Source organism: Paenibacillus sp. ACRRY (assembly GCF_022346995.1).
Taxonomy (GTDB): Bacteria; Bacillota; Bacilli; order Paenibacillales; family Paenibacillaceae; genus Paenibacillus.
The window spans coordinates 1-26,828 of the sequence record NZ_JAKRNM010000009.1 but is presented as its reverse complement, the minus strand read 5'-3'; the positions used below and the strand labels follow the sequence as shown (position 1 = coordinate 26,828).

The following is a 26,828-nucleotide window of genomic DNA, read 5'->3' as shown; positions in this document are numbered from 1 at the left end:
GGGAGGTATGTGTCGATGAAGAAGATGACTGAGCGTTATACGCTGACGTCTTCACAGAAAATGATGGTGTTTGTGCTTTCCATGTCACTGTACGGTTTGTCCAACATGTTTACAGAGCTCATTCCCAAGCTGCAGCTTGGACCGATTGAATTGTCGGTTGAATATTTTGCTTTTATTCCACTGACGCTCTGCATCCTGTTCCATCCCATGATTGCCGCTCTCGGTGCTGCTCTTGGTGAAGTCATCTTCGGTGAGCTGATGCTGGGCCAATTCGGCGGACTCGGCGAATTGGAGAAATTCATTACCTTTTCCTTCGCAATGTATGTCGCAGGCCGCATGGTCAGTGATCCCCACAATCGCAGGCAAGTCGGCGTCGCAGCCATGACTGGGGTCATCATTCATCAATTCCTAAGTTCATTGGTCGATATCGGCAAAGTATGGATTGGTGTGGAAGAACTCGAAGCCGTTCCCGGACTTGCCGAGAGTGTTGTGCTGATTGAAGGCGTTGGATTCCTGAACGACGTATTGTTCTCGGGTATCCTGTTCGCTCTGCTGCCTACGCTTTACCTTGTTCCTCTTCTCTATGGCAAAATCGAGCCACTGCTCGGCATTAAACCTCGTAAGCCTGGCATGAAATATGAAGGTATCGGTTTCTTCCGTCCGAAGCTGTTCCTGATCGGTCTGCTGCTGCTCGCAATCGCTTTTGGCGCGGAATCCCTGTCCGAGATGGACATCAACTTCGCCGTTTGGGAAACGGACTATGCCGATCAATACGGCTCAGCCTCGATCTGGATTAGTATCGGTGCTGCTGCATTCATCGCGGTCGTAACACTTTGGATCATGCGCGCAAAACGAAGCAAAAACAAAGCCATTTCAGGTACGGAGAATCGCCCTTATGCCTAATACACACTCTTCCCATCCTGCTTCTTCATGCGATACTGCTATTGCCATTCATGATGTTATTTTCACCTATCCGGGTTCGGAAGAACCTGTTCTGAACGGAGCCTCCCTGGAGCTCTCCCGCGGAAGCTTCACTGCGATTATCGGAGGCAACGGATGTGGCAAGTCAACGATGTGCAAATTGTTTAACGGCCTGATTCCCCAGTTCTATACGGGTGACTTTGCGGGTGAAGTTCATGTACTTGGAGTCTCAGCGACCGGGCAAAGTGTTGCAGATCTGTCCAGAAAAATTGGATATGTTTATCAGGATTTTGATAATCAGCTGGTGCGCCCGACCGTGCTCGATGAAGCTTGCTTTGCTCCGCTGAATTACGGACTGGCCAACTATAGGGAGCTGGGTGAACGTGCGCTGACGATGTGCGGTCTGGACTCCATCCACAATCGGTACATCTGGGAATTGAGCGGCGGACAGAAGCACCTGCTTGCACTCGCTGGGGCACTATCCATGGACCCGGACATTCTCATCGTGGATGAACCCGTCTCCCAGCTGGATCCACAGCATGCCAGACTCATCTATGAATGCCTGTATCAGTTAAATACAGAGCACGGCAAGACCATTATTGTCATCGAGCATCATACCGAATTTATTGCTGACTTCTGTGCGGATGTGGTCCTGATGGATAAAGGACGTGTTCTGTGGAATCTACCAGTCCAGGAAGGTTTGAATCGTATCGCAGACTTAGAGCGTCTGGGCATTCAACCTCCTGAAGTGACCCGTGCAGCCATTCAGGCTGCTCCATCATTGATGCGAGATCAGGTAACCCAACCCGAGCAGCTGAATCATCAGCTTTTCCCAATTACGGTGGAGGAAGCCGCGGTTTATTTTAATAAACAGCACACTGCTGCGATATCCGCACTACTGGCCAGTCAGGGTAGACAGCCCCATACTGCGGAGAGCAACGCACCGTCCCGTTCTGAACAGCATGCAAATACTGCTTCTCTCCCGATCGTACAATTCAAGGATACACGTCTGCGATATAGAGGGCTTGGCAAAAAAGAACATGAAATTATTCGTGGTGTTAACTTTTCACTCCGTGAAGGAGAACGGATCGCCCTGGTGGGCAACAACGGTGCGGGTAAGTCTTCACTACTCCGGCTCATGGCCGGCATCAGTTTGCCTCAGGAAGGCAGTGTCAGCGTGCTTGGGGAGACCACACATCGTTCATCCTTGGAACAGCTGGCTGGCCGAGTCGCTTATATTTTTCAACATTCGGCCGAGATGTTTATCGAAGACAGTGTGCGCAAAGAGGTTTCCTATTTCTTGAGACGCCGCCGCATCAAGGGAGCCGACGAACAAATTGCACATGTACTCGATCGCTTTCGGCTCACCCCGTTACAGGAGCGGGATGCCCGTCTCCTCAGCGGTGGACAACAGCGACGCGTTACCCTTGCGATCGGCGCAGCCATGAAACCTTCTCTTATGCTGCTCGATGAGCCTACCGCCAACCTGGACCTGGCTACGCGAGAGGAACTGATTGGCGTATTGGATGAACTGGATCAGCATGTGCGGACAACCGTGATCGCAACTCATGATATGCAGCTGGTTACCCAATGGGCCAGTCGTGTCATCGTGCTGCATGATGGACGAGTTGAAGCAGATGGGACACCTTCCGAGGTGTTTGCCGACGAGCCGCTCCTGCGTCGTTCCGGACTTGCCCTTACTCAGATGATGGAACTATCTCATCGGCTGGGTCTATCCGCACTCTGTCCGACTCCCGAGACATTTGTGGAGAAGCTTTTGAATCATTCGTTTACCAAGGAGGAAGACATTGATGCAGCTTGTACGCAACTGGTTTGACAAAATATCCATTGAACGCATTCAGCTGGAGTTGATGAATACCGTATATGGCAGCGGACATGCAAGTCTGTCCCGCATTGATCCGCGTGTCATGCTCATCTGGTATCTCTTCTTTGCCATCGTTCCCTGGTTCGTTCATAACGGTACGGTGCTGCTCGGCATGTTTATGCTCATGGTCACCACGACCATCATGTCACGAGCTGCTCCCTTCATCATCATCATTCTATGTCTGGGGCTGATCGGTCAGGTGGGCTGGATGTTTATTATCTCGCTGTTCTTCGGGGGGAACCTGGAATCCGCATTTCCATTATTACTCCTAACCCTGAAGCTGTCGATCGTATCCCTGGCAAGCATCACTCTCTTCTCCGGTATGGATCCGGAACGAATCGGGGATGGCTTGCTGGCACTCGGAATGCCTGCGGCATTCTCGTTCAGCCTATCGTATGCGTACCGCATTTTGCCCGTGTTGTTTGGTGAATTCCGCAACATTATGCTCTCGTACAGACTGCGAGGTCAGGTCCCATCCAGCCATGGCTGGTTCTACTGGAGGCTTGTTGTTTACTACATGAAACTGTTTGTTATATCCTTCTTCCCGTTAATGCTGGCAACCGCCAAACGTTCCCGTACCACTGTGGAAGCACTCGAAACCCGTGGTTTCTCTTACGGAATGAAGAATCCGGATTCGAAACGGCTGAAGCTGGCCCACCTGAAGATTACCCCAAGCGATATCGGTTTTCTTGTCGGGTCAGCCATCTATGTTGTCCTCCTGTTCTGGCTGGGCGCACATTACGAAATTTTGTAATTCATATACTTAACCATTCATGGAATAAAAGGAGTGTCTCGACATGCGTATTGATCTTCATACTCACGGCAAATTATCCAAAAACTCTGATTTCTCCGTCGACTACTTCACTGAAATGGTCGCCGAAGCCAAGGCCAGCGGACTGGACGCCCTCGCGCTTACCGAACATTTCAACACTCGCCACTTTTACGATGTGTATGAGACGCTGGATCGTCTCTACCCCTACAACGGAGAATATTATGACGCGGACGGACTGCGCATTTTTCCCGGAATGGAGGTGGACATTCAGGAGACCGGACATATTTTGCTCATTGGTCAAAAAGAGCATATCCTTGCCGTTCGTGCCGGGCTGGAAAATTATACAGCCAAGGGGTCATTCATCCCCTTTGCCAACCTGCTTGATCTAGCCGAAGCCTGGCCCCTATTCAAAATTGGTGCACACCCTTTCCGGGAATCGACCCCTCTGTATGAGCTTGACCCAGGTCTGCTTGGACGTCTGGATGCCTTCGACCTGAACGCCAAAGATATGTACAAAACCGGTATCCAAACCTGCCGCAGTCAGGTTGAAACATTCGCCCAGTCCCTGGGCAAACCCGTAACGGCCGGAAGTGATACGCACCAATGTCTGCAATACGGCAGTGTGTTTAATGTATTAGACCGCCCTTGTGCCTCTGTTGCCGAACTGAAAGAGCTGATCGCTGCCGGGCACTACACCATTGAAATTTCTCCTGATCTTCCTCTTCGCGTCAAAGCCTCGGTAATGCTGAAGAAAGTCATGAAACGTCTTGCCAAGCTCGAAGCCGCGAGCTTGCAGGAGGTTTAATCGCTTGGATTAATACATTGGGCCTGCAGGATACATTCCTGCAGGCCTTTTTTATCCCCGTCCCTTGAGACCATCTGCTCTCGTCCCTCTAATTCATCTAGGATTAGTGCAGCAAGCAGCACTGACTGGTTGACACGATCATAGATCATAGATCATGGTAACGTTTGTGATTTTTTTCACTTTTAATATCATGCAAAAGGGTTACCATGAGCTTATCCATTATATTACTCACCAGTAACCTACCTTAGCGAAATCGAAATTTCTAGAATGCATTTATTGATCAATTCCACGAGCCAGAACAACAGGAGGTATATCCACATGAGTCATCCTTATGAAAAGCTGTTCACCCCCTTCCACATCGGAAGCATGGACGTGAAAAATCGAATCGTCATGTCCCCCATGGGGACCAACTCTGCCGGTCCCGATGGCCGAATCTCACTCGAAGAGATTGATTACTATGAAGAACGTGCCAAAGGTGGCGCGGGCATGATCATCCTGGGTGCACAATTTCTGACCGAAGATTTGGCACAGGGTGTACTCGAAGGCATTGTTGAAAAGGATTATGTCGTACCCATGCTTACCGATCTTGTGGATGCGGTGCAGCGTTACGGTACCCGGATTATCGCTCAGTTAAGCTGCGGGACCGGGCGTAATGCACTGCCAGATCGTTCAGGCAAGCCCCCGGTATCTGCCTCGCCCATCCCTGCGATATATAATCCGGAGGTACTATGTCATCCACTCACCGTGGAGGAAATTCAGACGATCATGGAACAATTTGCAGATTCGGCTGCTAGGCTGAAACGGGCAGGATTCGATGGAATCGAGATTCATGCCCACGCGGGTTATCTGATAGACCAGTTCATGTCCCCCATCTGGAACAAACGTGAAGATGACTATGGAGGCAGCACCGAGAAGCGCATGCGATTTGCGGTTGAGATTGTTCAGGCAATTCGCAAGGCAGTAGGTCCTAACATGCCTATCTTGTTCCGAATCGCGCTGGATCATCGCTTTGAAGGCGGTCGTACGGTTGAGGACAGTCTGGAGATGCTTCAGATTCTGGAACGTGCTGGCGTGGACGCCATTGATATCGATGCAGGTTCCTATGAGAGAATTGATTATATTTTCCCACCAGCCTATCTGGGTGATGCCTGTATGGACTACATGTGTGCACCTGCCCGGCAAGCCGTGAACATTCCCATTCTGAACTCGGGCAGCCATACTCCTGAGAGTGCAGTACGGTTAATAGCATCTGGCGATGCCGATTTTGTCATGTTCGGCCGTGCGCTCATCGCCGATGCCGAGCTTCCGAACAAGCTGCGCAATAATATGCGTGAAGATATCCGTCCGTGTATTCGTTGTAACGAGGAGTGCATCGGTCGCATTATTGAGCGCAACACCAAAATCAGCTGTGCGGTTAATATTCAGGCCGCAAATGAAAAGCGTTTTGTCATCGAGCCTGCGGAGACACCGAAGAAAATCGTTGTTGTAGGTGGGGGCCCTTCCGGACTTGAAGCAGCCCGTGTAGCTGCACTCAAAGGTCACGAGGTTACTTTGTATGAGAAAGAGGCAGCGATTGGCGGACAGGTAACCAGTGCGGCTACGCCGGAATTCAAAGGTCAGCTGCGTGCCTTGATTGACTGGTATGAACGGCAGTTAAAGCAGCTTCACGTGCAAATGCATCTGAATCATGAGATGACACCGGATGATCCAGCGCTCCAATCAGCCGATCACATTTTCATTGGGGCAGGGGCCGTACCTCTTATCCCCCCAATCCCCGGTATTCATCATGGTCATGTCATTGGGGCAATTGAAGCACATTTGCAGAAGGAACTTGTTCGCGGCGAACGGATTGTCATAACCGGTGGCGGTTTAACAGGATGTGACCTGGGACTTGAGCTGGCTATGGAAGGCAAAAAAGTAACGATTGTGGAGATGCGTCCGGAAGCGGGACAGGATGTGATGTACATTAATCGGGCAGCTCTAATGCCCATGCTGGAAAGTCACGGGGTTACCATACTCGGAGGGCACAAAGTCCTTTCCTTTGAAGCTAATGGTTTATATGCGGAGAATGCGGAGGGATCCAAGGTGTTCATTGAGGCAGATACGATGATTAATGCTTTTGGTATGAGAAAAAATACAACCGTAGCGGAGCAGATTCGAGCCAAGTTCGAATCCAAAACCAGCCTTATCGGCGATTGCGTCAAAATTGGTAAAGTAGGTACTGCCGTGCGCTCTGGTTTTTATGCTGCGAGCGCAGTCTAACAGCAACTCGAATAGAGCCAGACTTCGATAATACGAAGTCTGGCTCTTAGTGTTATAGTATAAGGTGATCATGCAAATGCAAAACAATGACCCAATCAAAAACCTGATATCTGCATAGCGCATTGAATAGGATTTTAATCCCGATGCTTCGTGTCCAAAATTCCATAGAAAAACAGATCCTGTGTGATCCGCGCAAGCTTGGACGGCGTTTCGTGCCCCGGCAGCAGCTTGATCAATGTTAACCGTTCCACGATGGCCAGCAACGCTTCGGCGAAGAAAACCGTATCCAGATCATGCCTGTAATATCCCGCTTGTTGTTCTGCAATCAGATTTTGCTCCATCAAACTCGCAATCTCGGCTTTAATTCTCACCGACTCCGCGGACTGATACAGTCCGATCCGGGTCAGCGCCGGATTCTCTCCGAGATAACGGTAAATCTGCCCCAATGATTCCACGACAGCTTCCTTGAGATCGTTCCTGTTCTTTCCTGCCTCGATATGACTATCCCGGACGACCTGAATTAGTCCATTTCGAAAACTATCGATCAGCTCTGCAAAAGCTGCTTCCTTGCTCTCAAAATAAAGATAAAATGCAGGCTGCGTTACCCCTGCACGGGCAACGATAGAGCTTATTTTCGCCTGATAGAATCCATTTAACGCAAATTCCTGTGTTGCAGCTTCCAGTAGTCGCAGTCTGCTCTCTTTCCCGATAACCCCTTGTTTTCGCAATCCAGTCCTCTGCCCCCTCGCTATTTACACTTGCCTGCCTCTGACGTTAGGCCTTCCTCTAATTATACATAACATCATCATGATGAGTTAATGAAGTAGAGCAAGGTGTTCACTCCCCCCTATGCTTACAGCATTAGGTTTACGTTTCCGTTAGATCGACGCGTTCTGAACGCTCATTTTTCTTGTATTGGGTAGGTGATTCGCCCATAGTCTTGGTGAAAAGAATGGTGAAATAATTTGCATTCTGATAGCCCAAAACATGTGCGATCTCACTCACCTTCATGTCTGTCTTGGTCAGCAGGCACTTCGCTTCTCCCATTCTTCTGTGGACAATGTAACGGATTGGGGAATCATCATACTTGTGCTTAAACACATGGGATAAATAGTAAGGGTTCATATGAAAATGCGCAGCAATATCCTGCAATTTCAAGTGCTGTAGGTAGTTCTCATCAAGATATTCCTTGATCCGCACAGCCAGATGATCCGAATCTTGCTTTCGTGAAACATTCGGTTGAACCAACCGTTGTATTAAGGCAAGAAGTGCACCCAGCAATCCTTCACAGATCTTCTCATAACCTGCCTGTTGATTGGACGATTCCTCATACATGAAGTCAAGCAGCTCGCTGATTCTGTCAGCGTGCGCTTCAGTTTTTATATACGGAGAAGCGTTTTCCGGAATGATGTGTTCTCGCCTTGACCCGTCTGAATAGATATTGGCTATTCCACAATAATAAAGGCTGAGTGGACAGACCGGAGAGGTACATTGCTCATGAATGACACCTTGGTTATAGATTAACAAATCGCCTTTTTGCACGGCATAAGGATGTTCGTTAATTTTAATAATGCCTTCCCCATCAGATACATAGACAATTTCACTGATATCCTCATGCATGTGGCTTGGAAAATTCCAATTGGGATTACCGTTGACTCTGCCTATGTACAGCAATCGGGAGGACGTTTCTTTTCTTGTCTCGTTCATTGCTGTCTCCTCCTGTGTCCATGCTTGATCACTCTCTAGCTGTATTACTATACCCTGTTTGCCACAGCAAGATCTATAATTTTTCAGAAAAACAAAGCAAGATCTTTCATTGTCTTCGCCTCTACAATTCCTTATGATGGGTCATGCACCTGCAAATTAATCACATTTCAAGGAGTCGAGATCAATTGAAAAAGCTGATTTTTTATATCATCGCCATTGCGACAGGAGCTCTTCTAAGTTTTGAGGGAGCGCTGTACGGCAAGCTTGGGGAACAAGTCGGCACGCTGGAAGCTGATTTTTATAATTTCTTCATGGGTGCGATCATCTCACTGATTTTGTTGATTTTCTTCGGCAAAGGAAACCTCTCTGCCATCACCAAATTTCCGAAGTGGAACCTCCTTGGGGGTTTGCTCGGGGTTATCTACTTGCTAGCCTTGGTCATTGGTGTTCCAATTGTGGGCGTAGGAATCTCCATGATTGCCATTGTCGTCGGACAGATGGTCACCAGCATTCTGATTGATCATTACGGATGGCTGGGGAGCAACCGCAAACCGGTTGGGAGCAAACGAATCGCCGCCTTGGTATTGATGCTGGGCGCGCTAGCTCTAACTTTATTCTAAGGAGGATCACCATGGGCATAGGTTTATTGATTGTTATCGTTACTTTGATCGGTGGAGCAGTGCTTAGTGCACAGTCCTCCATTAATGGTACCATTAGCCGTAATATCGGCCTGCTGGAGACGGTATTTTTCACTTTTGCGTCAGGTACATTAATTCTGGCCGTACTGATTAATTTTTTTGGTAGTGGACACCTGCTCGACTTGCTTCATGCACCCAAGTTACAGCTCTCTGCTGTATTCATGGGTTTTGGATATCTGTTCTTATCAACTTTTGCTGTGAATAAACTCGGGGTAACACCTGCCAACCTTACGGCAATCGTGGGTCAGATTGTTGCTGGTTTTATTATCGATGCAACGGGACTGTTCGGCAGTGAGCTCATTGAATTCTCCTGGCAGCGGGCTGTCTCCCTCATCTTGATGCTGGCTGCACTTGCTCTGATTTTCAGTGAAAAAAATGATGAAGTTCAAGCGTCACAGCTTACAAGGTAAATAAGTAAAAAAAGGATAGACTCCTGTATCCCATGTGATCAGGCTATCTTCAGATTGCGGGAACATTTCTATTCAGGAAAACAAAGAAAGAAGAGCACATTGGTATGGGTACCAATGGTTCTTCTTTTTTTGACGCTTTTGATGATATTCTGTTGAACCGGGCGAGTAGCCCCCGTCCTTGATTTTATGTTAAAAATCGTGCAAGGTCACACAGAGCTGAATCGCAATTCCGAACGGATCACGCACAATGCCATAACCTGGGCTAAATTCATTTTGTTCGTAAGGCACCAGCACCTTCACTCCCTCATGTTGTACAAGAGAGGTATATAGTTGATCCATCGTACTTTTATCCTTGGATTGAATGCATAGTGACGTACTGTTTCCCAATTGCCACGGTCTCTCTGGATCCATTGCCTCCTCCGCAATCATGATCTTGTTCACGCCAATCTCCAGCACTGAATGCGTAATATACTCATCTTGGCCAGCAGGGTACTCGAAGCCCGGATTTATTTCCTTCATCTCTTTATAACTTTTCTTAAAAAGCACTTTGGCCCCCAGAACCTTCTCGTAAAATGCGATGGCTGCTGCCGCATCCCCGTTCATCGACAAAAATGGGATCACTTCAAAATTCATTATCGTTTGCCTCCTTGGTTAGATTGGATTACACTTATCATCATAACAACAAAAGGTGCCAACACATGGCACCATTGAAAGGTTTTTTACGATGAAAAAATCAGAACGCATGAACCAGATGCTGCGCTTTATCAATCAAAAACAGCAGTTTACCCTGCAGGATCTCATGCAGGAGTTTCAGATCTCCAAGCGAACCGCGATCAGAGATATCGCCTCACTCGAAGAACTCGGTGCACCCATCTATGCCGAGTACGGGAGATACGGTGGTTATCGTCTACTTCAACAGATGCAGCTGCCCCCCATATCGTTTAATACAGGAGAGCTTCATGCCCTTTATTTTGCCATGCAGGCCCTTCGGAGTTTCTCTAACCTGCCCTTTCAGGCTACCTTCCGTTCGATTCATGAGAAATTCTTAAGCGCATTATCCGATAAGCAGCGGCAGGATATCGAGAACATCGAGCATCGTGTTTCGTTTAAACATACGGAACAGATTAAGAATAGTGAGAACCTGGAGTTTCTGTTAATGGCCGCCGTCCAGAATACAGTGATACAGATTGTTTATCAAAATGCCCGAACAAGCAGACATACCAAGAGCTCGTCTTCATACGTAACCTGCTCCAATGTCCGCACCATCCAGCCCATTGCCCTCTATGCGATGAGAGGCTATTGGTATTGCCAGGCATATGATCTGCACAAGCAGGCGTACCGTGTATTCCGATGTGACCGAATCACATCACCCCAACTAACAGATATCGAACCATTGGACCATATCAAGGAGCTTTCGCTCCAGGATGCCCATTCACTCTGGAAGTCATCCGAACAAGCCATTTCTTTTCAATGCCGAATCAATGAAGTGGGAATAGAGCTATTCCAGCAGGAGCACTTCCCATCCATGAAACTCGAAGTGATCACGGAACAGACCTATCTTGTAGGCTCGTATGAACCTCATGAGCTTGACTTTATCATTCGTTATCTTGCGGGCTATGGCAAATCCATTCAGATCATGAAGCCAACCAGCTTGAAGGAAGCACTGAGACAATATTATCTGGATTTACTGGAGCATGTTTGATTTGAAGTGATCTAATACTTTCCAAAGCCATCCTCACAAGTAATATCCGTCTGAAGGATGTCGTAAAGATCTTGTTTAGCATGTTCCAGCTTCTTCTGAATTTCTTCAATTTCGGATATCTTATCCTGAATAATGCTTCTCTGTTCATTTCGTGAAAATCCGCCTTTGGCGATCATGGATTGAATATCCTGAATCGTAAAGCCAACAGCCAAGCTTTGTTTCACCACATCCAGATGCTGCACGATGCCTGAATCATATACCCGGTAGTTATTTGGGTCTCTCAGAACATGCTCATCCGTGATAATACCTATCTTTTCATAGTAACGGATCGTTGATATAGGAAGGTTTACTTGTTTTGCTACTTCACTAATCTTCATATGGATCGCCCCTCTTCGCGCTCTTGCTATAAAGTATACTTCATAGTTTACACTCCTCATAGTGAGTCGGATGAAAGCCTGAATCCAATCACGCAAATATGATCGAGGAGAGATAACCATATGGATACAACCACTGGCCAATCTAACAGAACAAATGATTTCGATAACATCGTCCTGGAACGTCGTTCCGTTAAAGTCTACAACCCCGAGGTGAAAATCAGCCGCGAGGAATTGAGTCAGATATTGGCGAAGGCTTCGCGGGCCCCCTCTGCCATTAACATGCAACCCTGGCGTTTCCTTGTTATCGACAGCGCTGAAGGGAAGGAGAAACTTGCTCCACTGGCCTCTTTCAACCAAACACAGGCTCTTACCTCTTCGGCAGTAATTGCTGTATTTTACGATGCCAATAACATAGAGTATATGGACGAAATTTTCAGTAAATCAGTCGAATTGGGATACATGCCTCAAGACATTAAGGAAATGCAGGTGCAGCAGGCAAAGCCTTATTATGCAGGCATGGGCCCATCCGATCTGCGTGACATGAATCTCATTGACTCTAGCCTTATTAGTATGCAGCTCATGCTTGTTGCCCGTGCCCACGGATATGATACCAATCCCATGGCCGGTTATGATAAAGACCGAATCGCAGAGGTCTTTGGCCTGGACAAAGACCGATTCCAACCCGTGATGCTGATTTCCATAGGCAAGGCTGTCAAAGAAGGATATCCTTCCTATCGCCTCCCGGTTGATACGATTACCACTTGGGCATAATCAAAAGCTGTTCACAAGAGTGACAGGAGGGCGGCCTCCGTATGATAGTACGTTTGTCTCAAAGCTTAATTAGTAACTTACCTGCCAAACCTTAAAGACTTAACAGCATGTACTGACATTCAACCAGAGAAAAACATCTTATTGTTGGATAACAAAAACAAAAAGGGTCCTATGACAGTATTGATTGCCATCAGGACCCTTTACTACATTTTAGATTAATGTTATTGGACTTTACATATATTTACACTCGGCTGATTAATGCTCTTGTAGTGATTATATATTATGCGTGTTCTTTTACGCCTCATCATCTATCCAACTTCTACGATTCACCATCTATCCAATTCAAAAATCGATTTCCCCATATGTTTTCATAAAAAGAAATGGTCTCTTTTGCGGACATCCATGGATTATCTAAAGTAGAGGTCGCATTCTGTATCATATAGTTTTCATATCCCAGCCCATGAGCGAATTTAATCGTAGCATCCATACAGTACTCCGTCTGGGCTCCGCAAAACTCGATACGATGTACAGCGAATTGGTCCAAGAGGCTTCTCAGGTTTGTGTTGTAAAATGAATTCGCATGTATTTTCCGCACAAAAACGTCTTGCTCTTGAACATCCAGATCGGAATGGATAGCCCATGGTTCCTCTCCAGGCACTAATTCTTCATCACCGTGCTGAACAAAAATGATAGGTTTATCTAATTCTCTATAAATTGCTATTCTCCGATTAACTCTATCGAGCAAATTCGGCAACTCATATAAATGATTCTCACCACTGGTACATACGCCATTTTGTAGATCGATTACGATTAATACATCTGCACAAGTCGCCATCATTTTACCTCTTTCATTTTGGAATATGTTTATTTAAATTTGATCGGATGATGAAAAAACTTATGTTCAGTATACTGGATAACAAAAAAAGATGATATGACCAAGTCATATCATCTTTTTTACTAACTATTACTTATTATAGGATTTCATGAATACCATTCACTACTCTTATCCATTATCATCGAACCTACGATTTACCTCTTACTCAACCGTTACGCTTTTTGCCAGGTTACGTGGTTTATCCACATCGTGACCCAGTGCCAGGGAAGCGTAGTATGCCAGCAATTGCAGAGCAACTACGGACAATGCCGGGCTGAGCAGTGGCAGTGTCTTAGGAATCGCAAACGCTTGGTCTACGGATTTCAGCAAGCTTGCTACGTGCTCTTCGTACGTAATTGCCAGTACATCCGCGCCACGTGCTTTTACTTCCTTGATGTTGCTCACTGTTTTCTCGAGTACGTTCTCTTGTGTTGCCAAGGCAATAACAGGAATACCGTCTTCAATCAATGCCAGTGTACCGTGTTTCAACTCACCTGCAGCGTACGCCTCAGAGTGGATGTAAGAGATCTCTTTCAGTTTCAACGATCCTTCTTGAGCTACCGCATAATCAAGACCACGGCCGATGAAGAAGAGATGTTGATGTTTGGAGATTTGCTCTGCATATCCTTTGATCGCATCCGCTTGCTCCAGCATGGATTCCACTTGCTCTGGCAATGCTTGCATTGCTGCCAGGGTGTGTGCAATTTCTTCTGATGTTTGTGTACCACGCACTTGTGCAAGGTACAGTCCAAGCAGATTGAATGCAATCAACTGTGAAGTGTATGCTTTGGTGGAAGCAACCGCGATTTCCGGTCCTGCCAGTGTTGCAATCACATCGTCTGCATCACGTGCAATGGAGCTTCCCACTACGTTCGTGATAGCCAGTACGTGTGCACCATTGGATTGTGCTTCGCGCAGCGCAGCAAGAGTATCCGCAGTTTCACCCGATTGGCTCACTACAATTACGAGTGTATCTTTGTGCACGATTGGAGAACGGTAACGGTACTCGGAAGCAACATCTGTTTCAACCGGAATACGCACCAATTGCTCAATCACTGTACGTCCAACCAGACCTGCATGGTACGCAGTACCACATGCAATGATTTGAACGTTACGAATATTTTTGATTTGTTCTTCAGTCATTTTCAACTCAGGAAGTTGAACCTTTTTGCTTTCATTATCGATGCGACCCAGCATCGTATCACGATATGCTTTTGGTTGCTCATGAATTTCTTTCAACATGAAGTGCTCGAATCCGCCTTTTTCTGCAGTTACAGCATCCCAATCGACACGAATCATTTCCCGAGAAATAAAGTTGCCTTCAATCGTCATCAATTCGACAGCATCATGTGTCAATACAGCCATTTCACCATCATTCAGAATGTACACGTTACGTGTATGTTCCAGAATTGCCGGGATGTCGGAACCAATGAAGTTCTCGCCTTCACCAATACCAATAATCAATGGGCTTGCTTGACGCACAGCTACGAGTTTCTCCGGCTCATGCTCTGTCAATACACCCAGTGCGAATGCACCACGCAACAACGTGATCACTTTTTGCACGGTTTTAACGATATCACCATTGTATTCACGTGCAATCAGGTGAGAGATAACTTCAGTATCTGTCTCGGAAGTGAACGTATGACCTTGAGCCATCAATTCATCCTTCAGTTCCAGATAGTTCTCGATGATCCCGTTGTGAACTACAGAGAATTTCTGGCTTCCATCCGTGTGTGGATGGGAGTTCTCATCCGATGGTTTACCATGAGTTGCCCAACGTGTGTGTCCGATTCCGGCATTACCTACCAGTGGTGCACCATCCAGCTTGGCTTCAAGATTCGCAAGACGACCAAGAGCTTTCGTGATTTGCAGACCTTCCGGTGTGAATACCGCGATACCTGCAGAATCATAACCACGATACTCGAGCTTTTTCAATCCTTCGACCAATACCGATTGAGTGTTCTTATTACCAATATATCCAACAATACCGCACATAGTTTATTTCCTCCGTTTGTATATGAATACGTGTCACGAAGAGAAACAGGCAGAGGCGGCATATCGGAAAAATGAATGATTGCCTAACGTTTCATGAATACTGTTTACCTATTCAATTATCAATGATCAGAGCGACCTCGTGTCGCCCCGCAGTCATTATAGTCTGTTATGAATGCAATCATGAATGTACATCATTTTCCCGTCCGCGTACTGTTTACGCTCTTCACGCACATTCATTTGAATTTAGTTTAACTCTTGCACCTACACCGGCGCGTTGTGTGGACAGTCACCTATCCATTTTCCGCAATCCGGTTTACGGCTCTGGTGCTTCACCGGGAGGTCCCCGCCGAACAATCCGAACACCTCCACCTCGTCAGCTTGATTGCCGTCGATCCTGATCAGTGAATCTTGAGTTCCTAGATCCATACTGCTTCAGAATCCTTCCCGCGCAACTTCAAGCTCTGGCGCTTGTGTAACTGATACCTTACGATCCTCACTTTCTGTGTCTGAATGACAACTCCACTCATTATATGCACGTCAGGTTCATTTTGCAATGGAGCAAAGTACCTGTGACGAATTCAGCATATTTACCCACAATCCCGACCGGATCATTAGACCTTTGGCCTTACCAATCGGGACGCGGGATTTCAGTTCTTGATTCAAGCATATACCCTTTATTATAACATTTTATGATGACAACCCCACAGTGGGAAAGTGTTCACAAAATGTATATCTAAGGAGTTAAACCAGTTCTTTTTGCACCACATCTGCGATCTGAGATACGAACTGTTCCAATTCAGCTTTATCTGGTCCTTCCGCCATAACACGAATCAGAGACTCTGTACCAGACGCGCGAACAAGAACACGTCCATTATCACCAAGCTGTTGCTCTACTGTAGTAATAGCCTGCTCGATTGCAGCATTACCTTCGTATTTGCTCTTGTCTTCAACTCGTACATTGACCAGAACTTGTGGGTATTGAGTCATTAGTGATTTCAGATCACTCAGCTTTTTGCCCGATGCCTTGAGGGTATCCACGAGTTGAATGGCAGTCAGCATACCATCTCCGGTTGTATTGTAATCCAGGAAAATAACATGGCCGGATTGCTCACCACCCAGATTATACCCACCGCGGCGCATCTCCTCCATCACGTAGCGGTCACCCACAGCTGTTTTAGCTGTTTTCAGTGCAAGTTTCTCCGTCGCTTTATAAAATCCGATATTACTCATGACGGTGGATACCACTGTACTGTCTTTTAGCTTGCCCGCACGATTCATCGCATCACCACAGATGCACAGAATGAAGTCTCCATCGACCTCAGCGCCCGTTTCATCAATGGCAATCAGACGATCCGCATCTCCATCAAAAGCAAGACCCAGATCCGCTTTATGTTTGAGCACTTCTTGTTTCAGATGCTCCGGGTGTGTGGAACCACATTGCTCATTGATATTCAGGCCGTTAGGCTCAGCACCAATTGCAATGACTTCTGCCCCAAGCTCTGCAAACAATTTAGGCGCCAGCTCATAAGCTGCTCCGTTTGCACAATCGAGTACAATTTTAAGTCCGGAGAATGACTCGTTTACGGTTGTTTTCAAATATTCGAGATAACTGTAACGCGACTGCTCATCCACCGTTACGGTACCCAATCCGCCGCCAACAGGACGTGGCAGTTGATCCGTTTCTGCATCCATCAGTTCTTCGATCCGGTTCTCTGTCTCGTCAGATAATTTGAAACCGTCCCCGCCAAAAAACTTGATTCCGTTATCTTCTACCGGATTATGGGAAGCCGAGATCATGACTCCCGCGTCGGCTTTAAGCAAACGAGCAATATAGGCCACTCCTGGAGTGGATACAACGCCCAGACGAATGACATCAGCACCGATGGACAATAGACCTGCAACCAGTGCAGATTCCAGCATCAGTCCCGAGATCCGGGTATCCATCCCGATCACCACTTTGGGTCTCTCTACACCGCCAGCAAGCACGTAACCGCCACAGCGACCGATGCTGTAAGCCAGCTCCGCCGTTAATTCTTTATTGGCAACACCTCTTACACCGTCTGTACCAAAATATTTCCCCATGATCTAACTCCTTTTATTCGCATCATATAAGAGCATCAAATATTTATTTTATCAAATCATTCTGAATCATTACGGATTTGAGCCATTGGTGCCGCTACTACCGCTGCTGTTACTCGAGTTCCCTCGATTCGTTGTATTACCTTGCTGGGTTTGCTGCTCCTGATTATCCGTATTCGATTCTGTCGTTTCCCCTTCATCAGGTGCAGGTTCCGTCTCCCCGTTCTCCACTTCTGCAGGCGAAGGGTCCGGTCCGGCGTTGCCTTCATCCGTGGGCTCTTCGCTTGGGGGAACTGTCGTATCCTCAGCTTTTTCACTGATCTTGACTGTAGCGCTCAATGGATTAGAGGCACCATCCAGCTCAGCGAATCGGGGCAATTCAGCATCCAGCTGCACATCATGCGTCCCGGCGGCAAGCCCCTGAAGATCTGCCATCAGCTTGATATCCTCGACGCTCAGACCTTCAAGCATACTCGGAGAACCCTTCAGTGTAAGATTTACACCGCCGCTCTTTGGCGTGACCAGTGCAGCTTCCAAGCCGTTTCCCACCCCCGTAAGAGTTATGGGAACATTGGGAAAGACCTTTGTTGTCTCCTCTGTCTCATCATATGGTGACACAGTAACCTTGATCTGAATCGAACTAGGCTCGATTTTCTCAAAACCCGGAGGCGGCGTCAAGTCCACGTTAACTGTCGATGTACCTGCCTCTTCGAATTGTGTAAGATCCAAGGTAACTTGGTCGTAGGCCTGTATACCCGCAAGCGCCCCATCCGTACCGTAAACCGAGACTTCTTTCACGTTTGGTTCCACACTGGACAGTACCAATCCCTCCGGCAGCTGTCCTGAATATTTGATTCTTAAGGGTACAGATTTATAGGGCTGATTAACCGGAATGCGAACTTCAACGGTTTGAGGCGTAATGACTGCATTCTCAAGTACTTTGCCTTCTGCATCATATGCCTGCAGTTTCACCTTTTTCTGCGCCACATCATCCTTTGCATCCTTCACGCTCACACTGCCCTGAACCTTCGCTACAGCGTCCAACTGCCCTTCCGGCAGAGTTACCTTAACCGGACCAGACGGCTCTACGACAGGGGTGCCAAGGCTGTATCCAGCGGATGGATCTCCTTCGGGTACAATATTCACATTGAAGGATTTGGTGCCCAATTTTTCTACATTGACTGTAACCATGGAAGGCTCCATGCTAACCACCTCGACGCCAGAAGGCAGATCGGGAACGAGCGGCAGCGTATTGGAGCCATCTTTGACCTGACTCAGGTCAACGAGTACCTTATAATCATCATTTGTAAATATAGAAGTTAACATGGAACGCTGTCCTTTGATCTCCAGTCGTACCTCATCCGTACTTAATGAAGTGAGCACATACGAATTGCTGTCAAGGCCATAGGGCTGAACAGGTACGGTACGCTCTACCACCTTGTTGGTCGTTCCAGTAGCAATCGTTGGCGTGGTAGGGACTTCATCCAGATGAATCATAAACCAGAGCAGCAAACTGACTGCAAGCGCAAGGACCTTGGCAAAGTTATTATTGTTGAACCATTTATCCATTACTTCGTTCCCCCCTTCCGTTTCCAGAAGGAAGTCCAGTTATTCTTTTTGTTTAGATTGGATGTTGGACGAAGCTCTTCATATAGCTTGGCAATCAGCGACTCTTCCTTAATGTCACGAACGACCTGTCCATTCATCGCCAGCGATACTTGTCCTGTCTCCTCTGAGACAACCAGACAGATCGCGTCGGCTACCTCCGTGATACCGATGGCGGCACGGTGACGGGTTCCAAGTTCCTTGCTGATAAACGGATTCTCGGATAATGGCAAATAACATGCCGCTGCAGAGATCTGTTTGCCCTGGATAATAACAGCCCCATCATGGAGCGGTGTATTTGGAATAAAGATATTGATCATCAGTTCCGAGCTAACCAACGATTGCATCTGAATCCCGGATTCCGTGTAATCATTCAAGCCCGTTTCCCGTTCGAAGACAACAAGCGCACCAATTTTACGACGAGACAAATAATTAACAGACTTGATAATCTCCCCAATTAACACCGTTAATTCTTCATCGCTGGCTGCTGTTGAGCGTCCGAACAATTTACCACGTCCCAGTTGCTCCAGACCACGGCGCAGTTCCGGTTGAAATATAATAAAGACGGCTACCACACCAAATGTGAACATCTGGTTCATGAGCCATTTGAGCGTATACAGGTTTAGCCACGTACTTAGTGCCCAGATCACCACAAGGAACAGAATACCTTTAAGCAGCTGGACAGCACGTGTACCCCGTACAAGCAAAATCAGTTTGTACATAATATAGGTAACAATCAATATATCGATAACGTCCTTAATGGACTCTTTCCACGTTAAGTCAGCAAAATAGTTCATAAGCTAGCCCCCGCTATCCCCATTGATGAGTAAACCCTGATCTCATATTAACCCATTCGGATTTTGAATAATCCATGGTCTTAGCTTTTACATCTTTCGACAAGCTTCCGACTGCTGAAGTTGGAGCGTATCCAGTTCCCAGGTCCAACCCGTGTATAAACGAATAAAACCAATTGGCTCTATATCTTGCCGATCGGAAGACCCTTATCGGATAGATGCAAAATGCTTATCTATATGTAGTAGTATGTTCTCTTTAGTATCTAGGTTATAACGATAACGTTCAGGTTGCAAGTTACGCCAGTCACAAACTGCGCAGAAACAACACAAATACCATAAATTACAATGTCACCAATAAAAAAAGAGTACCCCATGCAAACTGGAGGTACCCTGCTTGGTATATACCATTGAAGAATTTACCCTGTGCTAGCGGTAAGCCACTTCATTCACCATATTGGTTATTTTGTACCAGAACCAGTCTAGCGCCTGATCAATGCTTTTCACCTGACCGGAAATATGCGCCGTCGAAGCTTGATACAGTTGTCCGTCGATCACTGTCAGATTGCCATCTACATCACCATATACCTGGGCGGTACCATTCTCTATCGTAAGATCGCCCGCAATTGACTTGCCTTGAGGAACAATAACCGTGTTTCCTTCAATGACGATCTGGTCCAGATTATTCCCCTTAACGACCATTTCGTTATTCTGATCCCAGAAGCTCCAAGCGCTAAAGAGCATCACGACCAAAAAGAAGGCTGCCGCCGTCAGCGCGGGATGTCCTTTGACCCATTTGAGCCATACCTGTTGTCTCTTGGGCTGTGGCAGAGCATTCATAATACGATTGGTCAGCTCATCCGAGGCAGACGGTGAATAATGTTTCATGGCAAAGAGCAGCATTTCCGTCTGTTCCAACTCTTTAAAGCGCATGCGACACTCCGGACAGGTAACAAGGTGACCTTTCAGTTCTACCTTCTGGGCCGGGGACAACGACTCATCCAAACATTCATGCATTAAAGAGACGGCCGAGTTGCAATCCATATGAGAGCCAATCCTTTCTTAGATCACTTAGTCCATGCATCTTCAAATACCACGCATAAGACTTGCATACATTACATACGCATCCGTTTCGGATATGTTTCAAATAATTTCGCCTAAAAAAATTGAAATTGATTTACAGCTTATATTCCAGTTTTTTACGCAAAAAGTCACGGCCCCTATGCACACGTGTTTTGATCGTTGTTACGGGCATGCCTGTGACATCACTGATTTCTTGAAGCGACAAGTCCTGTAAATATCTCAAAATCATGACGGACTTATACTTGGCCGGCAGACTGTCAATAGCCTCACGAATGAGCGTCTGTGTTTCTGACAATAGTGCTTCGCTCTCTGGTGTACGATCATCACTTGGAAGCATGGCATAACCATCGGATCCTTCCTGATCATTCAACTCGGCATCCAAAGAGTAAGATGGTTTCTTCCTCCGTAAACGGTCGATACACAAGTTGGTTGCAATCCGGTAGATCCAGGTTGAAAACTTCTGGTTCGGATCATATTTCTCCATATTGCGAAACACACGCAAAAACGTTTCCTGCACAACGTCTTCAGCTTCATGACGATTGTTCAGCATCCGGTATGCCAAATGAAATAGCTTGTCCTTGTATAGTTCTACGATTTCTGCAAAGGCCCGCTGATCACCCTTTAGGACCAGCTTAACCAGCCTGTTCTCCAAATTGTCCACCTTTATTCCCCCAGACATGCTGATGGGTCTTCCGCCTTCTGATACCCGTCCACACTTGTAATTCACCAATCAAATCGTAAATCAACTTTGGTCAAAAATCAAGACTGTGCCGGAAAATATCCACCAAAAACAGTAAAAACGGGAACCCCTACTGGAGTCCCGTTTCATCTCTCCCACAAGACTGCGGAGAGAACCGTGCATTTTATTATCCAATTCCATTAACTATTCACTACATGAATCATTATGGGGCGGTTAATGCATCAGCCCGTATTGCGAAGTCCTGCAGCAATACCATTAATCGTCAGCAGCACTTCACGCAGCAACTCGGTATCATCTTCCCCGCGCTCACGCATGTCTCTCAGCTCACTAAGCAGCTGCACCTGCATATAGGACAATGGATCAACGTAAGGATTACGCAAACGAATGGATTCCTGGATTACCGGTACATCATCCAAAATCTCTGCTTCTCCGGTAATTTTCAAAATCAGTTCTTTTGTCAGCTTGAATTCAGACTCAATCTGACCATAAATGCGATCACGTGCTTCCTTGTTGGAGGCCATCGCGGAATATTCTTTGGCAATCACAAGATCTGCCTTGGCAACAGCCATCTGTACCGTATCAATAAGTGTACGGAAGAATGGGAAGTTGGCATACATGTCCTTGAGGACAGCCAAATTTTCCTCTTTATTCTGGTAGTAGCTTTGCAAGCCTGTTCCAGCTGCATACCATGCAGGGAGAAGATAGCGACTTTGAGTCCAGGCGAATACCCATGGGATTGCTCTCAGGTCTTCAAATTTATCACTGTTTTTCCGTTTGGATGGTCTTGAACCAATGTTGAGCTCACCAACCTCTGGCAACGGTGTTGATTCTTTAAAGAAATTGAAGAAGTCTGGATCACGGAAGATCAAGTCTTGATACTTCGTGAGAGATACCTCGGAAATATCCTTGATGATGCTATCCCAGCGTTGTTCAGATACTGATTCCTGTGGCTCCATTCCGTTCAGTGCAGCTGTGAGCAATGCCGATGTCGCTTGCTCCAGACTGCGGTAAGCAATACCTTGCAGGGAATAGCGGGATGAGATGACTTCGCCCTGCTCCGTAATTTTGATTCCCCCACCAATCGTATGCGGTGGTTGTGCAAGAATACTGCGGTTAAGCGGCATGCCTCCACGTCCCAATGCACCGCCACGACCATGGAAGAACTTCAGCTTGACGCCATGCTTATTACCAACAGCAGTAATGGCGTTCATAGCTACCCGTAGCTCCCAGTTAGCCGTTACCACTCCGCCATCTTTGTTACTGTCTGAATAACCGAGCATAATTTCATGCAGCTCATTCCGGGATGCTACGCTTGCGCGATATACCGGAAGGTTGAAGAGCTTCTGCATGATATCAGAAGCGGCATGAAGGTCATCAATGGTTTCGAACAGTGGCACAGCCTGAAGTGTCGAAATAATCTCTCCACCCTGTCCTTTGCGGAACAATCCTACTTCCTTGGCAAATACCATGACTTCCAGCAGATCACTTGCTCCCTGCGTCATACTGATCAGGTAACTTGTAATGCAGCCTGTACCAAACTCACTCTGTGCACGCTTGATTGTCCGGAATACATCAAGACATTCTTTTGTTCCTTCGCTGTACTGATGATATGGAGAAGTTAATGGACGCGGATCCTCAAGCAAGCGAGCTAGCAGATCAATTTTACCGTCCTCCGTCAGACGAGCATAATCTTCAACAATATTCATCTTGGCCAAAATTTCGGACATCGCATTTTCATGTTCCTGACTATGCTGACGAACATCCAGCGCAGCGGTGTGGAATCCGAAAAGCTCCACTTGGCGGATCATTTTACGAACGGTCGTATCCGCTACATAATCCGCAAAATGATGGCGCAGGCTGCGGTCAATAATCATCAGATCATCGATCAATTCCTGAGCACTGTCATAACGGTCCGGCTGTCCGACTTTATTTTCGTCAAGTACATTATTCATTTTGGCAATCATGTAAGCCAGTTTGATCCGATAAGGCTCTTTCTCATTACGCCAAATGTCTACTTTCTTCAAAGTGACACAGCTGCGGTCTTGCTCAATGGACTCAACCAGTTCATCCGACACACGAATGATGTTCGTACTGAAGCTAAGATGTTCCATGAGCTCAATCATAATCCGCTGATATTCACGCAAAGCGAGCTTGCGCTGCATCAACAGCGTCTGCCACGTTACGTCTGAAGTTACCGAAGGATTTCCGTCCCGGTCTCCACCGATCCAGGAACCGAAGCGCAAATACGTCGGCACATGCCAGTCGTGGTCAGGATAAAATTTATTCAGGCAGCGTTCAAGCTCCTGATATACATCCGGAAGTACGTGGAACAACGTTTCGTGAAAATAATACATACCGTTCCGTACTTCATCAAGTACAGTCGGTTTGCGGTCGCGAAGTTCATCTGTTTGCCAGAGTGTAATAACTTCGTTCAACAGCTTTTCCCGCAATTGTTCACGTTCACGCAACGTCAGCGTAGGATTATCAAGCAGCATGACATCTTCAGATATCCGTTTGTGGATATCCAGAATAACCCGGCGCATAGCCTCGGTTGGGTGAGCTGTCATAACCAGTTCCAGCGACAATTCGTCCAGAATCTGCTCTACTTCGGTATGAGACAATCCGCGTTCCTTCAGATCCTGTACGGCCTTCTCGATCGAACCAGGCTGTACTGCATCCCCTGCAGATCGTTCATAATCCCGTTTACGCCGGATCCGATGGTTTTGTTCAGCAATATTAACTAATTGAAAATAAATTGCAAAAGCTCGAATGACCTGGTGACGATTTTCAGAATCTAATTCCTGGATCATCGTTTTGAACTCTGTATACAGTTCAGGCAAAAATTCTGCACGCAACGATTTGCTCGTTTCCCGAATTTTCTCAACGATATCGAGAAGCTCCGTGCCTCCTTGATGGACAAGAACTTCTCCGAGTATATTGCCCAGGAACCGCACGTCTCGCCGAAGCAGGTTGTTGGATTGGCTTTTGCTGGCGGTTACCATAGTTTCAGTCATGCTTATCCTCCCATCTGATCGTTCACATTCGTACACGTAAATTTGACACCTTCATAACATCATACAATAAAATGGTACGAAAATCTTTATTTTTCTATTAGTAAAAAAGGGGATTATCCCCGATTTTCCGCACAAAAACGCACTTTATTATTCATTTTCTTGATTTGCTTCATTTAATGGGCAAAAGCTTGTCGCATGATATCTTTTTCACATGCTATATATAAACAAACATCTTATACATATTCGCGTTTATTTATAAATATACAGCAAGATTAAATATCACTTATACAGAAGAGTATCATAAAATGTCCATGATTTAAGCAGTTCAATCTCCAGGCAAAAACATGACCGGCAAAGCAAGCTTTTGTATACTTTACCACAGTGATGTAATAAATTAAAGTATCAATTTAAAAATTTATTATCATTTGCTACCTCCCCTTATAGAAACGACAACCTAGGGGCTATAAGCAAAGATGATTCAGTGATGTAACCAAGCCAGAATTGATACCTGATTATGTTAAATGCGTTTTAATGCTCAAAATAGTTTCTTTAAGTCATTTTAAATGATTCTTCATTAAAGTTTATTCTGGATCTCCGAAGAGTTTGAGGGTAAATGGGATTCTTGCCTAACTAATATTAGTGGGCAAATTTTTATGTAGCATGTTCACTTATGCCAGAGGGATATTTTAACGCACAAACAATTACATAATTTTATTTAGTAAAAGGCAGATTAGATATAGTTCAAACAAAAAGGAGGCGACATCTGATGAATAAAAAGGTATCTACACTTATTGCTTCTACACTCCTAGTGGCAGCATTAGCTGGCCCTGCCGCTGCAAATGGTTCAGCAAACCATGGTATGGATCAAAACCGTGGTACACAAATGAACAGCACAAACTACAACACGGGTGACTACCGTACGAACAATGTTCGTGCAAATGCTGCAACTGACCGAGACAATGATATGGACTGGGGCTGGCTCGGTTTGCTCGGACTTCTTGGCTTAGCAGGTATGCGTAGAAAAGTGTCTGACCGTCACGAGCGCTAATAGCTATCCGAAGGCTCCCAAACGCAACTAAAGTGTTTAGAAGCCCTTTTAGGCTGTCTCGTTTGATGTACTAAGTAATGCACAGAGCACAAGAAGCCAAGACCTTCTAACATGGAGGTCTTGGCTTCTTACATTTGTTTTTTTATATATTACCCTAAACGTTGTCATATAGAAAAGAGCAGCCTCTACATCGTGTAGAGGCTGCTCTTAAAATCATCTAAGCGGGTGATGGGAATCGAACCCACGCTATTAGCTTGGAAGGCTAAAGTTCTACCATTGAACTACACCCGCGTAATTATAAAATCGGGATGACACGATTTGAACATGCGACCCCCTGGTCCCAAACCAGGTGCTCTACCAAGCTGAGCTACATCCCGATATTGATAAAAATAATGGCGCGCCCTGAGAGATTCGAACTCCCGGCCTTTTGATTCGTAGTCAAACGCTCTATCCAGCTGAGCTAAGGGCGCATATAATATTGGAGCGGACGACGGGAATCGAACCCGCGACCCTCGCCTTGGCAAGGCGATGCTCTACCGCTGAGCCACGTCCGCTTATAAAGGATGCGCGTGGAGGGACTTGAACCCCCACGTCAAAGACGCTAGATCCTAAGTCTAGTGCGTCTGCCAATTCCGCCACACGCGCATATAACAAGTGAGCCATGAAGGGCTCGAACCTTCGACACCCTGATTAAAAGTCAGGTGCTCTACCAACTGAGCTAATGGCTCTAAATAAATGGCTGGGGATATAGGATTTGAACCTATGCATGACGGAGTCAAAGTCCGTTGCCTTACCGCTTGGCTAATCCCCAATAATCAAGATGGTGGAGGCTGAGGGGCTCGAACCCCCGACCCTCTGCTTGTAAGGCAGATGCTCTCCCAGCTGAGCTAAGCCTCCATCCTATGACCCGTAGGGGATTCGAACCCCTGTTACCTCCGTGAAAGGGAGGTGTCTTAACCCCTTGACCAACGGGCCCCATTTCCAAAGCTCTCAACCGGGATCGAACCGGTGACCTCATCCTTACCATGGATGCACTCTACCTACTGAGCTATGAGAGCAAATGGCTCCCCGAACAGGACTCGAACCTGTGACAACTCGATTAACAGTCGAGTGCTCTACCAACTGAGCTATCAGGGAATAATATGCATTTGCAGGGCAAATGCAATTCATCGTACAACGCTAACATGCAGAGCCTGTTTTCTATGTATGATGAAAGAGTTCGCTTGGCAGCGTCCTACTCTCCCAGGACCCTTCGGTCCAAGTACCATCGGCGCTAGAGGGCTTAACGGTCGTGTTCGGGATGGGTACGTGTGGAACCCCTCCGCTATC

At 46.6% G+C, this 26,828-nt stretch carries 22 protein-coding genes, 11 tRNA genes and 1 rRNA gene; 10 read left to right on the top strand and 24 right to left on the bottom strand.

The window, feature by feature from the left end:
- The first annotated feature begins 15 nt into the window (after nt 1-15).
- From MH144_RS23870 to MH144_RS23850, 5 genes are all read left to right on the top strand, one after another.
- Nucleotides 16-903 carry a DUF8171 family membrane protein gene (locus MH144_RS23870; protein WP_239304788.1) on the top strand — a complete coding sequence of 296 codons (888 nt, stop codon included), beginning with the start codon at nt 16-18 and terminating at the stop codon, nt 901-903.
- Entirely contained in the window at nt 896-2,758 is a 1,863-nt protein-coding gene (locus MH144_RS23865; RefSeq protein ID WP_239304786.1) for an ABC transporter ATP-binding protein, read from the top strand. Before MH144_RS23870 ends, MH144_RS23865 begins: the two co-directional genes overlap by 8 nt.
- Nucleotides 2,733-3,560 (top strand): energy-coupling factor transporter transmembrane component T family protein, encoded by an 828-nt coding sequence (locus MH144_RS23860; protein WP_239304784.1) that lies wholly within the window; start codon nt 2,733-2,735, stop codon nt 3,558-3,560. Before MH144_RS23865 ends, MH144_RS23860 begins: the two co-directional genes overlap by 26 nt.
- 43 nt (nt 3,561-3,603) lie before the next feature.
- A complete protein-coding gene (locus MH144_RS23855; protein ID WP_193724406.1) occupies nt 3,604-4,383 on the top strand; it encodes a PHP domain-containing protein in 780 nt (259 codons plus the stop codon).
- Between the two features lie 318 nt (nt 4,384-4,701).
- Nucleotides 4,702-6,645 (top strand): NAD(P)/FAD-dependent oxidoreductase, encoded by a 1,944-nt coding sequence (locus tag MH144_RS23850; protein ID WP_239304782.1) that lies wholly within the window; start codon nt 4,702-4,704, stop codon nt 6,643-6,645.
- Between the two features lie 134 nt (nt 6,646-6,779).
- On the opposite strand, the gene MH144_RS23845 is transcribed toward MH144_RS23850, so the two are convergent.
- A complete protein-coding gene (locus MH144_RS23845; protein WP_239304780.1) occupies nt 6,780-7,373 on the bottom strand; it encodes a TetR/AcrR family transcriptional regulator in 594 nt (197 codons plus the stop codon).
- Nucleotides 7,374-7,512: 139 nt separating this feature from the next.
- Complete coding sequence (locus MH144_RS23840) at nt 7,513-8,352, bottom strand: helix-turn-helix domain-containing protein (RefSeq protein WP_239304778.1); 840 nt, start codon at nt 8,350-8,352, stop codon at nt 7,513-7,515.
- A 185-nt stretch (nt 8,353-8,537) separates the two neighbouring features.
- Here MH144_RS23840 and MH144_RS23835 point away from each other — a divergent pair, with 185 nt between their 5' ends.
- Together MH144_RS23835 and MH144_RS23830 are read left to right on the top strand one after the other, a co-directional pair.
- A complete protein-coding gene (locus MH144_RS23835) occupies nt 8,538-8,972 on the top strand; it encodes a DMT family transporter (RefSeq protein ID WP_239304776.1) in 435 nt (144 codons plus the stop codon).
- A gap of 11 nt (nt 8,973-8,983) precedes the next feature.
- Nucleotides 8,984-9,460 (top strand): DMT family transporter, encoded by a 477-nt coding sequence (locus MH144_RS23830; RefSeq protein WP_275440281.1) that lies wholly within the window; start codon nt 8,984-8,986, stop codon nt 9,458-9,460.
- 189 nt (nt 9,461-9,649) lie between these two features.
- Here MH144_RS23830 and MH144_RS23825 read toward each other — a convergent pair whose 3' ends face one another.
- On the bottom strand, nt 9,650-10,093 hold the full coding sequence (locus tag MH144_RS23825) for a VOC family protein (RefSeq protein WP_239304773.1): 444 nt from the start codon (nt 10,091-10,093) through the stop codon (nt 9,650-9,652).
- 91 nt (nt 10,094-10,184) lie between these two features.
- Between MH144_RS23825 and MH144_RS23820 the strand changes: the two genes are divergently transcribed.
- Nucleotides 10,185-11,162 carry a helix-turn-helix transcriptional regulator gene (locus tag MH144_RS23820; RefSeq protein WP_239304771.1) on the top strand — a complete coding sequence of 326 codons (978 nt, stop codon included), beginning with the start codon at nt 10,185-10,187 and terminating at the stop codon, nt 11,160-11,162.
- Nucleotides 11,163-11,173: 11 nt separating this feature from the next.
- Here MH144_RS23820 and MH144_RS23815 read toward each other — a convergent pair whose 3' ends face one another.
- Nucleotides 11,174-11,539, bottom strand: coding sequence for a MerR family transcriptional regulator (locus MH144_RS23815; RefSeq protein ID WP_239304769.1), 366 nt, complete (start codon nt 11,537-11,539; stop codon nt 11,174-11,176).
- Nucleotides 11,540-11,659: 120 nt separating this feature from the next.
- Between MH144_RS23815 and MH144_RS23810 the strand changes: the two genes are divergently transcribed.
- On the top strand, nt 11,660-12,310 hold the full coding sequence (locus MH144_RS23810; protein ID WP_239304767.1) for a nitroreductase family protein: 651 nt from the start codon (nt 11,660-11,662) through the stop codon (nt 12,308-12,310).
- A 319-nt stretch (nt 12,311-12,629) separates the two neighbouring features.
- Here MH144_RS23810 and MH144_RS23805 read toward each other — a convergent pair whose 3' ends face one another.
- From MH144_RS23805 to ppc, 8 genes are all read right to left on the bottom strand, one after another.
- On the bottom strand, nt 12,630-13,145 hold the full coding sequence (locus MH144_RS23805) for a cysteine hydrolase family protein (RefSeq protein WP_239304765.1): 516 nt from the start codon (nt 13,143-13,145) through the stop codon (nt 12,630-12,632).
- A gap of 201 nt (nt 13,146-13,346) precedes the next feature.
- Nucleotides 13,347-15,179 (bottom strand): glutamine--fructose-6-phosphate transaminase (isomerizing), encoded by a 1,833-nt coding sequence (gene glmS, locus MH144_RS23800; RefSeq protein ID WP_239304763.1) that lies wholly within the window; start codon nt 15,177-15,179, stop codon nt 13,347-13,349.
- A 741-nt stretch (nt 15,180-15,920) separates the two neighbouring features.
- Nucleotides 15,921-17,261 (bottom strand): phosphoglucosamine mutase, encoded by a 1,341-nt coding sequence (glmM, locus tag MH144_RS23795; protein WP_239304761.1) that lies wholly within the window; start codon nt 17,259-17,261, stop codon nt 15,921-15,923.
- Nucleotides 17,262-17,330: 69 nt separating this feature from the next.
- Entirely contained in the window at nt 17,331-18,827 is a 1,497-nt protein-coding gene (locus tag MH144_RS23790; protein WP_239304759.1) for a CdaR family protein, read from the bottom strand.
- Entirely contained in the window at nt 18,827-19,660 is an 834-nt protein-coding gene (gene cdaA / locus MH144_RS23785) for a diadenylate cyclase CdaA (RefSeq protein ID WP_095292238.1), read from the bottom strand. Before cdaA ends, MH144_RS23790 begins: the two co-directional genes overlap by 1 nt.
- Before the next feature lie 423 nt (nt 19,661-20,083).
- Nucleotides 20,084-20,698, bottom strand: a complete 615-nt coding sequence (locus tag MH144_RS23780) for a zf-HC2 domain-containing protein (RefSeq protein WP_095361676.1) — start codon at nt 20,696-20,698, stop codon at nt 20,084-20,086.
- Nucleotides 20,699-20,831: 133 nt separating this feature from the next.
- Nucleotides 20,832-21,398, bottom strand: coding sequence for an RNA polymerase sigma factor SigW (sigW, locus tag MH144_RS23775; protein WP_017692117.1), 567 nt, complete (start codon nt 21,396-21,398; stop codon nt 20,832-20,834).
- A 260-nt stretch (nt 21,399-21,658) separates the two neighbouring features.
- Nucleotides 21,659-24,451 carry a phosphoenolpyruvate carboxylase gene (gene ppc, locus MH144_RS23770; protein ID WP_239304757.1) on the bottom strand — a complete coding sequence of 931 codons (2,793 nt, stop codon included), beginning with the start codon at nt 24,449-24,451 and terminating at the stop codon, nt 21,659-21,661.
- Between the two features lie 766 nt (nt 24,452-25,217).
- Here ppc and MH144_RS23765 point away from each other — a divergent pair.
- The gene (locus tag MH144_RS23765) at nt 25,218-25,499 is read left to right on the top strand and encodes a WGxxGxxG family protein (RefSeq protein WP_239304755.1); all 282 of its coding nucleotides are present in this window, start codon (nt 25,218-25,220) and stop codon (nt 25,497-25,499) included.
- A 220-nt stretch (nt 25,500-25,719) separates the two neighbouring features.
- Here MH144_RS23765 and MH144_RS23760 read toward each other — a convergent pair.
- From MH144_RS23760 to rrf, 12 genes are all read right to left on the bottom strand, one after another.
- Nucleotides 25,720-25,790 (bottom strand) — tRNA-Gly (locus tag MH144_RS23760).
- A gap of 12 nt (nt 25,791-25,802) precedes the next feature.
- Nucleotides 25,803-25,876 (bottom strand) — tRNA-Pro (locus MH144_RS23755).
- Between the two features lie 16 nt (nt 25,877-25,892).
- A tRNA-Arg gene (locus tag MH144_RS23750) sits at nt 25,893-25,969 on the bottom strand.
- Between the two features lie 9 nt (nt 25,970-25,978).
- A tRNA-Gly gene (locus tag MH144_RS23745) sits at nt 25,979-26,053 on the bottom strand.
- A gap of 10 nt (nt 26,054-26,063) precedes the next feature.
- Nucleotides 26,064-26,144 (bottom strand) — tRNA-Leu (locus tag MH144_RS23740).
- 10 nt (nt 26,145-26,154) lie between these two features.
- Nucleotides 26,155-26,227: transfer RNA gene (locus MH144_RS23735), tRNA-Lys, on the bottom strand.
- Nucleotides 26,228-26,235: 8 nt separating this feature from the next.
- Nucleotides 26,236-26,310, bottom strand: a tRNA-Gln gene (locus tag MH144_RS23730).
- Between the two features lie 10 nt (nt 26,311-26,320).
- Nucleotides 26,321-26,396, bottom strand: a tRNA-Val gene (locus MH144_RS23725).
- Nucleotides 26,397-26,402: 6 nt separating this feature from the next.
- Nucleotides 26,403-26,474 (bottom strand) — tRNA-Glu (locus tag MH144_RS23720).
- Between the two features lie 10 nt (nt 26,475-26,484).
- Nucleotides 26,485-26,557 (bottom strand) — tRNA-Thr (locus MH144_RS23715).
- A gap of 3 nt (nt 26,558-26,560) precedes the next feature.
- Nucleotides 26,561-26,636, bottom strand: a tRNA-Asn gene (locus tag MH144_RS23710).
- An 84-nt stretch (nt 26,637-26,720) separates the two neighbouring features.
- Nucleotides 26,721-26,828 (bottom strand): 5S ribosomal RNA (rrf, locus tag MH144_RS23705); the annotation flags it as partial.

Bases quoted from the DNA above. Each gene is read 5' to 3' on its own strand.
- MH144_RS23870 (WP_239304788.1), top strand. From the start codon at position 16: ATGAAGAAGATGACTGAGCGTTATACGCTGACGTCTTCACAGAAAATG.
- MH144_RS23865 (WP_239304786.1), top strand. From the start codon at position 896: ATGCCTAATACACACTCTTCCCATCCTGCTTCTTCATGCGATACTGCT.
- MH144_RS23860 (WP_239304784.1), top strand. From the start codon at position 2,733: ATGCAGCTTGTACGCAACTGGTTTGACAAAATATCCATTGAACGCATT.
- MH144_RS23855 (WP_193724406.1), top strand. From the start codon at position 3,604: ATGCGTATTGATCTTCATACTCACGGCAAATTATCCAAAAACTCTGAT.
- MH144_RS23850 (WP_239304782.1), top strand. From the start codon at position 4,702: ATGAGTCATCCTTATGAAAAGCTGTTCACCCCCTTCCACATCGGAAGC.
- MH144_RS23840 (WP_239304778.1), bottom strand. From the start codon at position 8,352: ATGAACGAGACAAGAAAAGAAACGTCCTCCCGATTGCTGTACATAGGC.
- MH144_RS23830 (WP_275440281.1), top strand. From the start codon at position 8,984: ATGGGCATAGGTTTATTGATTGTTATCGTTACTTTGATCGGTGGAGCA.
- MH144_RS23825 (WP_239304773.1), bottom strand. From the start codon at position 10,093: ATGAATTTTGAAGTGATCCCATTTTTGTCGATGAACGGGGATGCGGCA.
- MH144_RS23820 (WP_239304771.1), top strand. From the start codon at position 10,185: ATGAAAAAATCAGAACGCATGAACCAGATGCTGCGCTTTATCAATCAA.
- MH144_RS23815 (WP_239304769.1), bottom strand. From the start codon at position 11,539: ATGAAGATTAGTGAAGTAGCAAAACAAGTAAACCTTCCTATATCAACG.
- MH144_RS23810 (WP_239304767.1), top strand. From the start codon at position 11,660: ATGGATACAACCACTGGCCAATCTAACAGAACAAATGATTTCGATAAC.
- MH144_RS23805 (WP_239304765.1), bottom strand. From the start codon at position 13,145: ATGGCGACTTGTGCAGATGTATTAATCGTAATCGATCTACAAAATGGC.
- glmS (WP_239304763.1), bottom strand. From the start codon at position 15,179: ATGTGCGGTATTGTTGGATATATTGGTAATAAGAACACTCAATCGGTA.
- glmM (WP_239304761.1), bottom strand. From the start codon at position 17,261: ATGGGGAAATATTTTGGTACAGACGGTGTAAGAGGTGTTGCCAATAAA.
- MH144_RS23790 (WP_239304759.1), bottom strand. From the start codon at position 18,827: ATGGATAAATGGTTCAACAATAATAACTTTGCCAAGGTCCTTGCGCTT.
- cdaA (WP_095292238.1), bottom strand. From the start codon at position 19,660: ATGAACTATTTTGCTGACTTAACGTGGAAAGAGTCCATTAAGGACGTT.
- MH144_RS23780 (WP_095361676.1), bottom strand. From the start codon at position 20,698: ATGGATTGCAACTCGGCCGTCTCTTTAATGCATGAATGTTTGGATGAG.
- ppc (WP_239304757.1), bottom strand. From the start codon at position 24,451: ATGACTGAAACTATGGTAACCGCCAGCAAAAGCCAATCCAACAACCTG.
- MH144_RS23765 (WP_239304755.1), top strand. From the start codon at position 25,218: ATGAATAAAAAGGTATCTACACTTATTGCTTCTACACTCCTAGTGGCA.